Raw genomic sequence first — 12,643 nt, 5'->3', positions numbered from 1 at the left:
CAGGCGCCCGGACAGCGCGGCCTGGTTGATGCGTTCGAGCACCGAGCGGGTGCGGGGCGTGGCGAAGCCCATGAGAGCCTGTGCTCTATCGGCCTGGTAGCGGCCGGTTTCTTCGCTGGCGCTATCAGCAGCGGCGCGCGGCCTGACCGCTTCTGCCATCTCGGCAATTTCTTCCGTCTGCAGGGCGTCTAGCCACCCATGCGGCAGCCCTTCCTTCTGCTCAATCCGGCGCGCGACATCCTCGCCCAGGTTCTTGGCTGTTTTGTTCGAAAGCACCTGGCTTAGATGAGCTGGAGCCATCTCCCACTTTTCAGCGCACGCACCTTTCCTTCGGCTGCCTATCAGCCTGATCAGGTTGGCCTTTCGTATTTCGAAGATATCCATAGATCGATATTGACACTCTTTAGCTGGCTGCTAAATGTGCTATCAGCTAAATTTGCATTGCTGAAATGTTAGCCATGGGCTAAATTCCCCCGTGAAATAGTCGGAGGGGTTCCCCATGAATGACCACTTGCGTGAATGGCTGGCGAAAGCGTCACCAGAGCGCCGCGATGAAGTCGCCAAGAAAGCCGGCACCAGTGCTGGCTATCTCTGGCAGTTGGCTGGCGGCCACCGCAAGCCGACTCCTGAGATTGCGGAGCGCCTGCAGGAAGCATCCGGCGGCGAGATCACCATTGCAGGGCTGCGCCCCGATCTTGTGCCGCTGGCCAAGAAGATTTTGCAAGGCGCTGCCTGAGCCACCCCATTGGCTACCCCATGGCCACCACGATAAGAGGCAGAGCAGAACGTGAAAACGTCCAATCCACGACTGAAACCGATGAGCCGCGACCAGGTGCTGGTGGCGCATGCCGCTGAGCTGATTGCGCGCACGAGCATGAGCCAGGACGGGTTTGCCCAGGCGCTCAACCAGCAGTTGTTTGCGCTGGTGCCTGAGCGGGCCGCGCAGGCGCATGTGCCTGACCTGGCTGCCCTGGCGGCTGGCAATGATGTGCAGGCGTTTTTGCGCGGCTCGGCCAACTGGCTGAAACGCGTGCAGCGCTGGCTGGTTGGGGAGTGCGATATCCCGGCCTGGGTTGAGGAGGCCTGGGTGCTGGCGCTGGAGCCTGAGTACCAGGAGCGCTGCGTGAATGAGCTGGCCAGCCGCCATGGGCTGATTGGTGCGCGCCAGGTGAGTGAGCAGGCGTGCCCGGTAACGGCGTTTGGCCAGTTGGTGATGCGGTTGGGTCAGGCGGTGGAGGCGGGCAGTGAGGTGTTGGCTGACGGGAAGATCGATTCCGGTGACCTGCCGCACCTTCCGGCGTTTATCGACCGCCTGCTGGCGGTGGAGTCGCGCGCCTGTGAGTTGCGCCGCCTGGCTGAGAACGTGCGCGATGGTGCGTTGCTGCGCCGCGTGAGCTGCTGAACGACAGGCACAAAAAAGCCGGCATTGCGGGCCGGCTGATTCGTTGATGCACGAGAGGTTTGATTATGCACACTGATACCTATCAAGACAACCATAGCCAGCGTGGCGCGCTACGTTTTCCGGTTGCGCAAAACGTGTCGCGCAACGCGACGATGACCAGCCGTGAGATTGCGGAGCTGGTCAACTCTCGCCAGGACAGCGTGCGCCGCACGATTGAACGCCTGGCCGAGCGGGGTGTAATTGCTTTACCACCAATGGTGGAAAAGCCTACGGCGGGCCGGCCTGCCGTTGAGTATGTGTTCAGTGGCGAGCAGGGCAAGCGTGACAGCATTGTGGTGGTGGCGCAGCTTTCGCCGGAGTTCACGGCGGCCCTGGTTGACCGTTGGCACGCGCTGGAGCAGCAGCACGCTGCCCCGGCTATCCCTCAAACACTCCCCGAGGCGCTGCGCCTGGCTGCTGACCTGGCGGAGCAGAACAACCAGCTGCGCCTGGTGGTGACGGAGCAGGCACCCAAGGTTGATGCGCTGGCGCGTATTGCTGATGCCCGCGGCTCGATGTGCCTGACGGATGCGGCCAAGCACCTGGGTGTGCAGCGCTGCAAGCTGATCGACTGGATGCGTGCTAACCGCTGGATTTACCGGCGGGAGGGCTGTGCGCGCTGGCTGGCGTATCAGCCGCGCCTGTCTGCCGGCCTGCTCGATCACAAGGTGACGGTGCTGGGGCTGGACGAGGAGGGTGATCAGCGTCTGGCCAGCCAGGTGCGCATCACGCCGAAGGGGTTGTCTGTGCTGGCGCAGAAGCTCGCCCTGGGGGTGCTGTGATGGCCAGGGCGCGCAATATCAAGCCGGGGTTTTTCAGTAACGAGGATCTGGTTGAGCTGGATTTCGCTACGCGGCTGTTGTTTATCGGGCTGTGGACTGAGGCTGATCGTGAGGGTCGCCTGGAGGATCGCCCGAAGCGGTTGAAGATGGCGCTGTTTCCGGCTGACAACCTGGACGTGGATGCGATGTTGGGCTCACTGGAGCGGCTGGGGTTTATCCGCCGGTATGCGGTGGGTGAGCTGCGCGTTGTGCAGATCGTGAATTGGGCGAAGCACCAGAACCCGCACCACACGGAGAAGCCGAGCGTTTTGCCGGCTGAGCCAGAGGCGTCTATTCCGGGCGTTTCGCCTGATAACGGTGAATTAACCGTTAACGAACAGGAGCCGGACGGTGAATATCTTGCTGATTCTCTGATTCCTGATTCCATAGTTTCACACTCACTCAACGCGCCTGTGCTCGATGCGCCGGTTGCTGATCGCGGCCTGACGACCATGACTCTGGACTGGGTGCCGCCTGAGCGCTTGTTGCGGCAGGCGGCACAGCGGGCTGGGTTGGCGCTTGCGTTGTTCGACCGTGAGGGCATTGCGCCGTTCGTGGTGCATCACGCGGCGACGGGTGCGGCGAAAACCGAGGCGCAGTGGGTGGCCAGCCTGGTTGGCTGGGTGCTGCGTGATCAGCGCCAGGCTGCAGCCCGTGGCAATGTGCGGCCGTTCCCTGCGAAACCGGTGCCGGCTGCTGACGCTGACTGGACGGTGGGGGTGGTGCTGTGACCGGCCCGGTGCATGCGGGGCGGGTGGCGGCCTGCCTGGAGCCTGAGCGTAGCCCTGCTGCTGGCCCGCGTGCGGTGCCGGTGGACCCGGCGGCGAAGCTGGTGATCGATGATCTGTTCGACCGCCTGCGGGCTATCCACTCTGGCTGGCGGCAGGCCTGGCCGACCGAGGCTGAGCTGGCGGCGGCGAAGCGGGAGTGGCTGGCGGCGTTTGTGGCGGCGGGCATTCGGCAGATTGAGCAGATCCATTACGGGTTGCGGGTGGCGCGGCAGAACGCGTCGCCGTGGATTCCTGCGCCTGGTGAGTTTATCGCGTGGTGTTTCGACCCGGCGGCGTTTGGCCTGCCACCGCTGGAGCGGGCGTATGCGGAGGTGATGCGCAATACGCACCCTGCGCAGGTGGCTGATGCGCGTTGGAGTGCTGATGCACTGTATCACGCGGCGGTTGGCTCGGGGTTTAGCACGTTGCAGGCGCTGCCCAGGGAGGCGGGTTTGCGGTTGTTTGAGCGGCATTACGGGGCGGTGTGCCGGCGGCTGGCGCGGGGCGAGGTGCTGGCGGCTGCGCCGGTTGCTGCGTTGCCTGCGCCTGCCCGTAAAAGCGCCCCGGAGGTTGGTCGGGCGGCGCTGTCGGCGCTGCGGGCTCGGTTGGGGAGGTCGGCATGATCGCGCTGGCGTGGTTTTACCTGGTGTATGTGAGGGGTGCGGTGTGAGCGAGCTGAAGGACACGAATCCGAAGGATGCGATCGGTAGCCAGAAGCTGCCGCTGCACCTGTGGCCGACCACGGCGACTGCCATGGGATGCCTTGGCCTGCTGGACGGGGCGCTGAAGTACGGGAGAGCCAACTGGAGAGGCTGCGGGGTGCGCGCCTCGATTTATTTTGATGCTGCCAACCGGCACTTGAATGCGTGGTTCGAGGGTGAGGCGACCGATCCGGACAGTGGCGTGCCGCACTTGGCTCATGCGTTGGCGTGCCTTGCCATCATCGTGGATGCGGAGGCGGCAGGCCTGCTGGTTGATGATCGTCAGTACCCGGGCGGTTACCGGTCGCTGATTGAACGCCTGACGCCTGATGTGGCCCGCCTGCAGGCTTTGCACGAGGGGCGCACGCCGAAGCACTGGACGCTGGGTGTGGAGGCTGACCGTGGCTGAGGGGCTTGGCTGGGCCGTGAAGCGTGACCGCGATGGCCGGGATATCCCTGACTGTTGGCTGACGCGCGGCGGCTACACGGTGGCGCGTATGCGGGTGGATGACCTGGTGGCGTTTTCTGTTACTGCGCCGGGCAGTCAGGTGCCGATGGCCTACCGCACGACGCGGGATGAGGTGGTGGCGGTGATTGAGCAGCACATGGCGGGCGGTGTTGTGGCTCGGTTTGGCGTGGGGGCGTGCTGATGGCGTCGAAACGGGGCGGGATGCGCACGACGGGTGAGGTGCTGGAGTGGTGGCTGTCGCGGATCGAGGGCGACCGTACGCGCAGTGAGAAGTACCGGGCCAGCATGGGGTCGCTGATGCGTCGGCATGTGTTGCCTCGGCTGGGGCGTGTGGCTGTGCGCCGGCTGGACCGGGTGACGCTGGATGACAAGCTGGTGTTCCCGATGCACCAGGTGCTGGCCCCGCGCACGGTGCAGAAGGCGTTGCAGGGGATGCGGCAGGCGTTTCGGATGGCGGAGACGCAGGGGCGCATCGAGGATAACCCGCTGGTGGGTACGACGTTCCGGGATTTCTACAAGGGCAAGCTGCGCCCGAAGCCTGCCGCCCTGTCGCGGGTTGATCTGCCGGCGCTGGTGCAGCACCTGGTGCAGGTGTTCAACCGTGAACCGGCCAAGGGGATGCTGCCGCTGATGATGCTGGCGCACGGTACGCGCATTGCGGAGACGGTGGCGGCGCGCTGGGGGCATATCTCGCTGGATGAGCGGGTGTGGGTGATTCCTGAGGCGAACACGAAGAGCAGGCGGGAGCATGTGTTGCCGCTGACGCCGCAGGTGGTGGGGCTGCTGGGGCGGTACCGGGAGGCGTTGCCGGATGCTCGCCTGAAGACTGCCTGGGTGTTCCCGGTGCGGGGTGGGGCTGGCCTGGCGCTGACCAGTGCTCATGCGTTGATGCGTGAGGTGAGCGGACGGCAGTGGACCAGCCATGACCTGCGCAAGCTGATGAGATCGAGCCTGGCCGACATTGGCGTGGATCACATGGTTGGTGAGCTGCTGATCAATCACGCGCTGGGGGTGACCACGGAAACCTATCTGACCCGCGATGCGATGGAGCGTCGTCGGGAGGCGCTGGAGCGCTGGCATGCGCGGTTGGATGAGTGCGGTTTTGCTGATGCACATGGCGTAAATGTGGCTGCTCCTGCATTTCTGCAATCTGCCGCTGCGCCAGTGCTGGCGCGGGATTGCGCCGTTTCCTGTGTTTCTACGTGGGGAGGGTGAAAAATGGGCAATGTGGTGATTTTGCCCTGGCCTCCCCAGGTGCTCAGTCCGAATGCCAGGCCGCACTGGGCGACGAAGAGCAAGGCGGCGAAGGGCTACCGGTACCGCTGTTTTCTGGAGGCGAAGTTGGCCGCGTTGGCTGCTCCTGCTGGACGGGTGCTGCTGGTGTTGGAGTTCCTGCCGCCGAGTGCGCGGCGCCGTGACGATGACAACCTGCTGGCGATGTTCAAGGCTGGCCGAGATGGCTTGGCCGATGCGCTGGGCATCGATGACAGCGTGTTTGTCAGTCAGGTGCAGATCGGGGCTGTTCGCAAGGGTGGCGCGGTGCGGGTGACGCTGCTGCCGTTCAGGGAGGTGGCCTGTGTCGACTAACTGGATGCAGCTGGAGGCGTGCGAGATATGCCAGGGCAGCGGGCATATCCGCGGGATTTTCCACGTGATGGTTTGCGCTGGGTGCAATGGGGCAGGCCTTCAGCGTGTGGGTGGTGGTGCGGTTGATTGCCAGGATCTGGTTGTGCAGCTGCGCCTGCGGCTGACTGACGCAGAGCGTCAACGCAATCAGTACCGCGAGCGATTGGACAGGGCGGGGCTGCTGCATCGCCCACGGCAGGACAACAACAGGCGCGGGCCCGGTGGCTCGCATATGACGCTGGATTGAGGGGGCGAAATCATGCGGCAGATGGATACCGAGTACCTGTTGGTTGAGTGGGGGGTTTGGGCGCGGGTGCAGGCTGGCGTGCCGCGCTATGTGTCGCCGTCGTTTGCGTTACTGCGCGACAACGTGCAGGTCGGCTGTGCTCCTGATCCGGCCATCAGCGATGATCTGGCACTGGTTGTAGACCGTCTGATAGGGCGTTTGCATGCTCGCTATCCGGAGGCTGGTGTGGCTGTCTGGAACTACTACCGCTACCAGGGCATGAGCTATCGGCAGCTCGGTCGATTGATGGGCGTCTCTCATGTTCGTGCTCAGGAGTTGGTTGCCGTTGGTGCTGCCTGGGTAGATTCGGCGCTATGCCTGCAGGTCGAGGCGGCATAGTGGATGCACATCCATGCTGTATGTATTGACAGTGGATTACAGCGTGTGTACCGTTTGACCCATGATGCGGTTTTGCCGCGTTGATCAATTCAAAGCCCTGGCCATGCGCCGGGGCTTTTCGTTTCTGCTCCAGTCGGCCTGCCGACTTTGCCCGTCGCCGCGGCGGGCCTTTCTATTCGAGGGATGCCGGATGGCTGCCGACTCACACACTCAGCAGGCCCTCGCTGACCTGCCAACCTGGCTGCTGATTCTGGTCGCGCTGGCTGGCCTGGTGGGGGAAATGCGGCAGGCTGATGTCTCTGGTGTTGCTATGTCGGAGATCATCAAGCGCGTGGTGTTGCGGTTCGGTTCCAACGCCCTGTTCGGCATGGCTACGCTGCTGTTGATCCTGGCGCTGGGGCATGGACCCTACATCGCGGGCGCGCTGGGCATTGTGGTCGGCCTGCTCGGCGCTGACGTTGCCGGGGCGCTCTATACGCGCTACCTGTCCAGGCAGGCGGGCGTTGATTCGGATGGGAAGTAAGCCGTTAAAGCCGTGCCCCTGGCCTGGCTGTGGACGGCTGGTGCAGGGCGCAGGGCATTGTCCTGTGCATGCCCCGATGGCTGCAGAGCGGCGCGCACAGTACATGCAGCGCACCCACGCCCAGTACAACAAGCGGCGCGACGAATCGGACAGCTTTTACAAGACCGAGCGGTGGCGCAAGTTCCGGGCGTACTACCTGCGCCTGCATCCGCTGTGTGTCGAGTGCGAGGCGCACGGCAGGGTTACTGCTGCAGTGATCCTCGACCACATCAAACCTTACAAGACGCACCCTGAGCTGGGCCTCGACTGGCACAACGTCAGACCGCTCTGCCGCCCCTGCCACAACCGCATCGGCGCCCGCGTGGGCCTGCAGGGGGAGGGGGGAGGCCAAAAGTTCGGAGATTGACGCGCCCCGAACGACAGGGGGAGCCATTTTTACGCTTCCGCAAAATAACGGTTTTCAAAAATGAGCAGACCAAGGACGCCGACCAACGTGCTCGACGCTCGGGGCGCGTTCAAAAAAGACCCCCAGCGGGCACGGACTGATGCTCAAACTGCAGGCCCATTAGGCAAAGCGCCGAGCCACATCACCGGTGAAGTGCTCAAGGCCTGGAAAGAGATCGAGAAGTCGGCTCCGCTCCAGGTGTTGACGGAATCAGATCGCCTGGCGCTTGAGCTGGCCGCCAACCTGTTGGCCCAGTTCCGTCTCGATCCTGTCGAGTTCCCGGCCGCCAAGCTGGTGCGGTTAGAGGCGCTGCTGGGTAAGTTCGGCATGACGCCAGCCGATCGCGCAAAAGTAGGCGGAAAAAAAGAAGCTCCCAAGGGCAACGCATTCGCTGATCTGTAATGGCCGCCAAGAAGACCTATCCGCTGGTAAAAGCTGCGGAGGCCTACGCACGCCAGGTGATCAGCGGAAAGATCCCGGCCTGCAAGTGGATCAAGCTGGCATGCCAACGCCACCTCGACGAAGTAAAGCTGTCGAAGGCGGCCGACTTTCCTTATTACTTTGACCCGGCCAAGGCCGAGCGGGTAGCCAAGTTCCTGCAGCTGCTGCCGCATACCAAGGGCAAGTGGGCCAGCAAGCGAGAACTGATCAAGCTGGAGGGCTGGCAGCTTTTCAGTGTGTGCATCCCGTTTGGCTGGCTGCGCAAGAAGGATGACACGCGCCGCTACCGCACCATCCTGATCTTTGTGCCGCGCAAAAACGGCAAATCGATCATCGGCGGTGGTGTTGGGCTGTACATGTTCACGGCTGATGGCGAGTTCGGTGCCGAGGTCTACAGCGGCGCGACGACAGAGAAACAGGCCTGGGAGGTATTCAGGCCCGCCAAGCTGATGGTCGATCGCACTCCTGAACTGCGTGAGCACTTCGGTGTAGAGGTGAATGCCTCGAACATGTGCCGCCTCAGCGATGGCTCGCGTTTTGAGCCGGTGATCGGCAAGCCGGGAGACGGCTCCAGCCCATCCTGCGCGATCGTCGACGAGTTCCATGAGCACCAGGACAGCACGCTGTTCGACACCATGGAAACCGGCATGGGCGCCCGCGAGCAGCCGGTGATGTTGGTCATCACCACGGCAGGTTCCAGCATTGGCGGTCCATGCCACCAGTTGGTCAGGGATGCTGAGCGCATGCTGGAGGGCGTGATCGAACGCCCTGACCTGTGGGCCATGCTCTACACGATTGATCCCGGCGACGACTGGACCAGCGAAGCGGTGCTGATCAAAGCCAACCCGAATTACGGCATCAGCATCAACGGTGACTTCCTGCAGGCGCGCCAGCGTGACGCCATGCAGAGCGCGGCCAAGCAGGCCACGTTTCGCACCAAGCACCTCAATGAGTGGGTGGGCGCCAAGAGCGCCTGGCTCAATATGCTGCGCTGGAAAGAGGCCCCGGCCCGCAAGCCGTTGGCTGAGCTGGATGGTCGCCCCTGTTACATCGGCCTCGACCTGGCCAGCAAGATCGACATCGCCGGCAACCTGCTGCTGTTTCCGCCGGTTGAAGGTGACCCGTACTGGCATCTGCATGGTAGGTACTACCTGCCTGAAGCCCGGGTGATCGAAGAACTCGATAGCAACACCGCCCGCTACCGCGAGTTTGACGCCCTGGGCCTGCTGACGCTGACCGACGGCGAGGTCATCGACTTCGAAGTGATCAAAGAGGATCTGCGCGAGTTCGCTGGCCGCTTTGATGTGCAGCAGGTGGCCTATGACCCCTGGCAAGCCACCCAGCTTGCCCAGGAGATGCAGGCCGAGGGGCTGCTGATGGTTGAAGTGCGCCAGACGGTGCAAAACATCAGCGAGCCCATGAAAGAGCTGGAGGCCCTAGTGCTTCAGCGCAAGCTCGCACACGGTGATTGTCCGGTGCTCACTTGGATGGCCAGCAACGTAGTCGCAAAGCTGGACGCAAAAGACAACATCTACCCGAACAAAGAGCGCCCCGAGAACAAGATCGACGGCATTGTCGCCGCGATCATGGCACTCAGCAGAGCCATAGCGGGCAAACAGGAGGAGGGGCCAGACCTCTCTGACCACATCGTGAAACACGGAATCAGGACGCTCTGATGCAAATCCTCAAAAGCCTGGGCCGGATGTTCGGCAAGAGCGATCCGCAGATCATCGATACGCCCGAAAAGCTGGCCCGCGCCCTGGGCGTCGAATACGAAACCCACAGCGGGCAGGTGGTCACCACCAACAGCGCGCTGCAGCAACTCACCGTATTCAACTGCGTGCGAGTGCTTTCTGAGTCGGTTGGCATGCTTCCGTGCCGGCTATATCAGCAGCTCGACCGGCAGCGTTCTGCGGCAACTGGGCACCGGCTGTACCGCCTGCTGGCCGAGGCCCCAAACAGCTACATGACCGCGCAGGAGATGTGGGAGCTTCTGATTGCCTGCCTGTGCCTGCGCGGAAACTTCTACGCCTACAAAGTCATGGCGCTGGGCAACGTAGTAGAGCTGCTGCCGATCAACCCGGCCAACGTCAAGCCAAAGCTCAAGGATGACTGGGCGGTTGAGTACGAAGTGACCTTCAAAGACGGCACCCGCACCCTAACCCAGGAGGAAATCTGGCATGTGCGCCTGTTCACCCTGGACGGCCTCACGGGCCTCAACCCTATCGCCTACGCCCGCCAGGCGCTCGGCCTGGGGCAGGCCATGGAAAAACACGCCGCCAAGTTGTTTACCAATGGAGCCGTCACTTCTGGCGTGCTGGCTACCGATCAACAGCTAACCGATGAGGCCTTCAAGCGCCTCAAGCAAGAGTTTCAAGGCGAGCATATGGGCGTAGCCAACGCCTACAAGCCGATGATTCTGGAAATGGGCCTGAACTGGAAGCCCATCAGTCTCAACGCACAGGATTCGCAGTTCATCGAGTCGCGCAAGCTCACCGATGCACAGATCTGCGGGCTGTTCCGAGTGCCGCCGCATCTGGTCGCCAGCATGGAAAAAATGACGCTCAACAACATCGAGCACATGGGCATGAGCTTCGTGAACTACAGCCTGGTGCCGCTGCTCACCCGCATCGAGCACCGCATCCAGGTTGGACTGCTGAGCGAGAAAGACCGCAAAACCCATTACGCAAAATTCAACGCCGGAGCGCTACTGCGAGGCGATATCAAAGGCCGCTACGAGTCCTACGGCAAGGGCATCCAGTGGGGAATCCTCAGCCCCAACGACTGCCGCGAGCTAGAAGACCTCAACCCGCGTGATGGGGGCGACATCTACCTCACGCCCATAAACATGACCACCAACCCGGAGGCATCTGATGCTGACGACAAAACAGCGCCTTGATATCCCACTGACCGTCAAATCGGTCAGTGACAGTGGCGAGTTCGAAGGCTATGGCTCCGTGTTCGGCGTCAAGGACTCCTACTCGGATATCGTCGTGCCGGGCGCCTTTCTCAAGTCGCTCAACACCTGGAGCAGTAAAGGCAAGCTGCCCGCCATGCTCTGGCAGCACAACATGTCCGAGCCGGTTGGCGTCTACACCGAAATGCGTGAGGACGAAACAGGCCTCTACGTAAAGGGCCGCCTGCTGATCGATGACGACCCGCTTGCCAAGCGGGCGCACGCGCACATGAAAGCGGGAAGCCTGTCCGGACTTTCTATCGGCTACATCCTCAAGGACTGGGAGTACGACAAGGACAAGGGCGGCTGGCTGCTGAAAGAGATCGACCTGTGGGAGGTCTCTCTGGTGACCTTCCCGGCCAACGATGAAGCCCGGATATCCGAGGTGAAATCACTGCTGGAACGGGGCGAAACGCCACCCCCCAGCAAAGTGGAGCGAGCCCTTCGAGAGGTTGGGTTTTCCGGCTCCCAAGCCAAGGCCTTCATGGCCAAAGGCTACGGCGCAATCACCCCGCGCGATGCGGCGGCTGACCAGGCGCTGCAATCCCTGAAAACCCTGATCAATCGAATCTAAGGAGGCCATCATGGCCGTTGAAATCAAAGACGTGCAGGAAGTTGCCGAAGCCCTCGGCAAGAAGTTCGACGAGTTCAAGAGCACCAACGACAAGCGCGTTGAAGCCCTGGAAGCCGAGAAAGGCAAATTGGCAGGCCAGGTCGAAAGCCTGAACGGCAAACTCAGCGAACTCGACGAGCTCAAGAGCGCTCTGGAAAAAGAGCTGGCCTCGGTCAAGCGCCCCGGTGGTAACACCGACAAGGTTGTGTCCGAGCACAAAGCGGCCTTCATGCAATTTGTGCGCAAGGGCAAGGATGACGGCCTGGGCGAACTGCAAGCCAAGGCCCTGCAAACCACCGTCGACGCCGACGGCGGCTACGCCGTGCCGGAAGAACTGGACCGCACCATCCTCGAACTGCTGCGCGACGAGTCGCCCATGCGTCAGGTGTGCAACCAGATCACCGTCAGCACCCCGGACTATAAAAAGCTGGTCAACCTCGGCGGCGCAGGCTCCGGCTGGGTGGGTGAAAACGATGCGCGCCCGGCAACCGGCACGCCCACCCTGGCTCAGATCGCCGCCGTCATGGGCGAGATCTACGCAAACCCACAGGCCACCCAGACCAGCCTTGACGACCTGTTCTTCAACGCCGAACAGTGGCTGCAAAGCGAAGTCGCCCGCGAGTTTGCCGAGCAAGAAGGCGCCGCGTTCCTGCTCGGCAATGGCACCAACAAGCCCAAGGGTTTGCTGGCCTATGCCATGGCGCTGACGGCCGACGATGCCCGTCCTTTCGGCACCCTGCAGAGCGTCAAGTCGGGTACCGCAGGCGACTTCGACGCAGATGACCTGATCAAGCTGGTCTACACCCTGCGCAAAGGTCACCGTGCTGGTGCCAGCTGGATGCTGCCGAACATGACCCTGTTCAAGGTGCGCACCATGAAAGACTCCCAGGGCAATTACCTGTGGCGTCCTGGTATCGAGGCGGGCCAGCCGTCCAGCCTGCTGGGCTATGGTGTGGTCGAAAACGAGGACATGCCCGCCGTTGCCGCCGACGCTCACGCAGTGCTGTTCGGCGACTTCAAGCGCGCCTACACCATCGTTGACCGTATCGGCACCCGTGTCCTGCGCGACCCCTACACCAACAAGCCGAACGTGGGCTTCTACACCACCAAGCGTGTAGGGGGCATGCTCACCGACAGCAACGCCGTCAAAGTGCTGACCCTCAGCGTCTGATAGGCCATAGCCGAAAGGGCGCCTCCGGGCGCCCTTTTTAT

General features: G+C 62.5%; 17 protein-coding genes and 1 pseudogene. 17 read left to right on the top strand and 1 reads right to left on the bottom strand.

Annotated features, from left to right (window positions below; all coding sequences use genetic code 11):
* Positions 1–99: 99 nt before the first annotated feature.
* A pseudogene (locus CW360_RS17230) lies at positions 100–384 on the bottom strand (S24 family peptidase); the annotation flags it as partial.
* 115 nt (positions 385–499) lie between these two features.
* Here CW360_RS17230 and CW360_RS02975 point away from each other — a divergent pair.
* From CW360_RS02975 to CW360_RS02890, 17 genes are all read left to right on the top strand, one after another.
* On the top strand, positions 500–736 hold the full coding sequence (locus CW360_RS02975; protein ID WP_101192704.1) for a helix-turn-helix domain-containing protein: 237 nt from the start codon (positions 500–502) through the stop codon (positions 734–736).
* Between the two features lie 51 nt (positions 737–787).
* Positions 788–1,402 (top strand): hypothetical protein, encoded by a 615-nt coding sequence (locus CW360_RS02970; RefSeq protein ID WP_101192703.1) that lies wholly within the window; start codon positions 788–790, stop codon positions 1,400–1,402.
* A 65-nt stretch (positions 1,403–1,467) separates the two neighbouring features.
* Complete coding sequence (locus tag CW360_RS02965; protein WP_245874652.1) at positions 1,468–2,223, top strand: phage antirepressor KilAC domain-containing protein; 756 nt, start codon at positions 1,468–1,470, stop codon at positions 2,221–2,223.
* The gene (locus CW360_RS02960) at positions 2,223–2,993 is read left to right on the top strand and encodes a DnaT-like ssDNA-binding domain-containing protein (protein WP_101192702.1); all 771 of its coding nucleotides are present in this window, start codon (positions 2,223–2,225) and stop codon (positions 2,991–2,993) included. Before CW360_RS02965 ends, CW360_RS02960 begins: the two co-directional genes overlap by 1 nt.
* A 101-nt stretch (positions 2,994–3,094) precedes the next feature.
* The gene (locus CW360_RS02955; protein ID WP_157825249.1) at positions 3,095–3,655 is read left to right on the top strand and encodes a replication protein P; all 561 of its coding nucleotides are present in this window, start codon (positions 3,095–3,097) and stop codon (positions 3,653–3,655) included.
* A gap of 43 nt (positions 3,656–3,698) precedes the next feature.
* Positions 3,699–4,142 carry a dATP/dGTP diphosphohydrolase domain-containing protein gene (locus CW360_RS02950; protein WP_212633278.1) on the top strand — a complete coding sequence of 148 codons (444 nt, stop codon included), beginning with the start codon at positions 3,699–3,701 and terminating at the stop codon, positions 4,140–4,142.
* A complete protein-coding gene (locus tag CW360_RS02945; RefSeq protein WP_101192700.1) occupies positions 4,135–4,383 on the top strand; it encodes a hypothetical protein in 249 nt (82 codons plus the stop codon). The genes CW360_RS02950 and CW360_RS02945 overlap by 8 nt, the downstream gene beginning before the upstream one ends.
* Positions 4,383–5,417 carry a tyrosine-type recombinase/integrase gene (locus CW360_RS02940; RefSeq protein WP_157825248.1) on the top strand — a complete coding sequence of 345 codons (1,035 nt, stop codon included), beginning with the start codon at positions 4,383–4,385 and terminating at the stop codon, positions 5,415–5,417. Before CW360_RS02945 ends, CW360_RS02940 begins: the two co-directional genes overlap by 1 nt.
* A 3-nt stretch (positions 5,418–5,420) precedes the next feature.
* Positions 5,421–5,789: a RusA family crossover junction endodeoxyribonuclease gene (locus CW360_RS02935; protein WP_101192698.1), complete on the top strand. Its 369-nt coding sequence runs from the start codon at positions 5,421–5,423 to the stop codon at positions 5,787–5,789.
* Positions 5,790–6,087: 298 nt separating this feature from the next.
* A complete protein-coding gene (locus CW360_RS02925; RefSeq protein ID WP_101192696.1) occupies positions 6,088–6,453 on the top strand; it encodes an antiterminator Q family protein in 366 nt (121 codons plus the stop codon).
* Between the two features lie 190 nt (positions 6,454–6,643).
* Complete coding sequence (locus CW360_RS02920) at positions 6,644–6,976, top strand: phage holin family protein (RefSeq protein ID WP_101192695.1); 333 nt, start codon at positions 6,644–6,646, stop codon at positions 6,974–6,976.
* 103 nt (positions 6,977–7,079) lie between these two features.
* A complete protein-coding gene (locus CW360_RS02915; RefSeq protein WP_157825247.1) occupies positions 7,080–7,382 on the top strand; it encodes an HNH endonuclease in 303 nt (100 codons plus the stop codon).
* Between the two features lie 87 nt (positions 7,383–7,469).
* Positions 7,470–7,823 (top strand): hypothetical protein, encoded by a 354-nt coding sequence (locus tag CW360_RS02910; protein ID WP_170307346.1) that lies wholly within the window; start codon positions 7,470–7,472, stop codon positions 7,821–7,823.
* The gene (locus CW360_RS02905; RefSeq protein ID WP_101192692.1) at positions 7,823–9,538 is read left to right on the top strand and encodes a terminase large subunit; all 1,716 of its coding nucleotides are present in this window, start codon (positions 7,823–7,825) and stop codon (positions 9,536–9,538) included. The genes CW360_RS02910 and CW360_RS02905 overlap by 1 nt, the downstream gene beginning before the upstream one ends.
* Complete coding sequence (locus CW360_RS02900; RefSeq protein WP_101192691.1) at positions 9,538–10,761, top strand: phage portal protein; 1,224 nt, start codon at positions 9,538–9,540, stop codon at positions 10,759–10,761. Before CW360_RS02905 ends, CW360_RS02900 begins: the two co-directional genes overlap by 1 nt.
* Positions 10,736–11,392 carry an HK97 family phage prohead protease gene (locus CW360_RS02895; RefSeq protein ID WP_101192690.1) on the top strand — a complete coding sequence of 219 codons (657 nt, stop codon included), beginning with the start codon at positions 10,736–10,738 and terminating at the stop codon, positions 11,390–11,392. Before CW360_RS02900 ends, CW360_RS02895 begins: the two co-directional genes overlap by 26 nt.
* Positions 11,393–11,402: 10 nt before the next feature.
* Positions 11,403–12,602, top strand: coding sequence for a phage major capsid protein (locus CW360_RS02890; protein ID WP_101192689.1), 1,200 nt, complete (start codon positions 11,403–11,405; stop codon positions 12,600–12,602).
* Positions 12,603–12,643: the final 41 nt, after the last annotated feature.

The organism is Pseudomonas fluvialis (assembly GCF_002835605.1).
Classification (GTDB): domain Bacteria; phylum Pseudomonadota; class Gammaproteobacteria; order Pseudomonadales; family Pseudomonadaceae; genus Aquipseudomonas; species Aquipseudomonas fluvialis.
This window is presented reverse-complemented; position numbering and strand designations above follow the sequence as displayed.

Excerpts from the sequence above, each read along its gene's own strand:
- CW360_RS02975 (WP_101192704.1), top strand. The coding sequence starts at position 500 with ATGAATGACCACTTGCGTGAATGGCTGGCGAAAGCGTCACCAGAGCGC.
- CW360_RS02965 (WP_245874652.1), top strand. The coding sequence starts at position 1,468 with ATGCACACTGATACCTATCAAGACAACCATAGCCAGCGTGGCGCGCTA.
- CW360_RS02960 (WP_101192702.1), top strand. The coding sequence starts at position 2,223 with ATGGCCAGGGCGCGCAATATCAAGCCGGGGTTTTTCAGTAACGAGGAT.
- CW360_RS02940 (WP_157825248.1), top strand. The coding sequence starts at position 4,383 with ATGGCGTCGAAACGGGGCGGGATGCGCACGACGGGTGAGGTGCTGGAG.
- CW360_RS02935 (WP_101192698.1), top strand. The coding sequence starts at position 5,421 with ATGGGCAATGTGGTGATTTTGCCCTGGCCTCCCCAGGTGCTCAGTCCG.
- CW360_RS02925 (WP_101192696.1), top strand. The coding sequence starts at position 6,088 with ATGCGGCAGATGGATACCGAGTACCTGTTGGTTGAGTGGGGGGTTTGG.
- CW360_RS02920 (WP_101192695.1), top strand. The coding sequence starts at position 6,644 with ATGGCTGCCGACTCACACACTCAGCAGGCCCTCGCTGACCTGCCAACC.
- CW360_RS02915 (WP_157825247.1), top strand. The coding sequence starts at position 7,080 with ATGCAGCGCACCCACGCCCAGTACAACAAGCGGCGCGACGAATCGGAC.
- CW360_RS02905 (WP_101192692.1), top strand. The coding sequence starts at position 7,823 with ATGGCCGCCAAGAAGACCTATCCGCTGGTAAAAGCTGCGGAGGCCTAC.
- CW360_RS02900 (WP_101192691.1), top strand. The coding sequence starts at position 9,538 with ATGCAAATCCTCAAAAGCCTGGGCCGGATGTTCGGCAAGAGCGATCCG.
- CW360_RS02895 (WP_101192690.1), top strand. The coding sequence starts at position 10,736 with ATGCTGACGACAAAACAGCGCCTTGATATCCCACTGACCGTCAAATCG.
- CW360_RS02890 (WP_101192689.1), top strand. The coding sequence starts at position 11,403 with ATGGCCGTTGAAATCAAAGACGTGCAGGAAGTTGCCGAAGCCCTCGGC.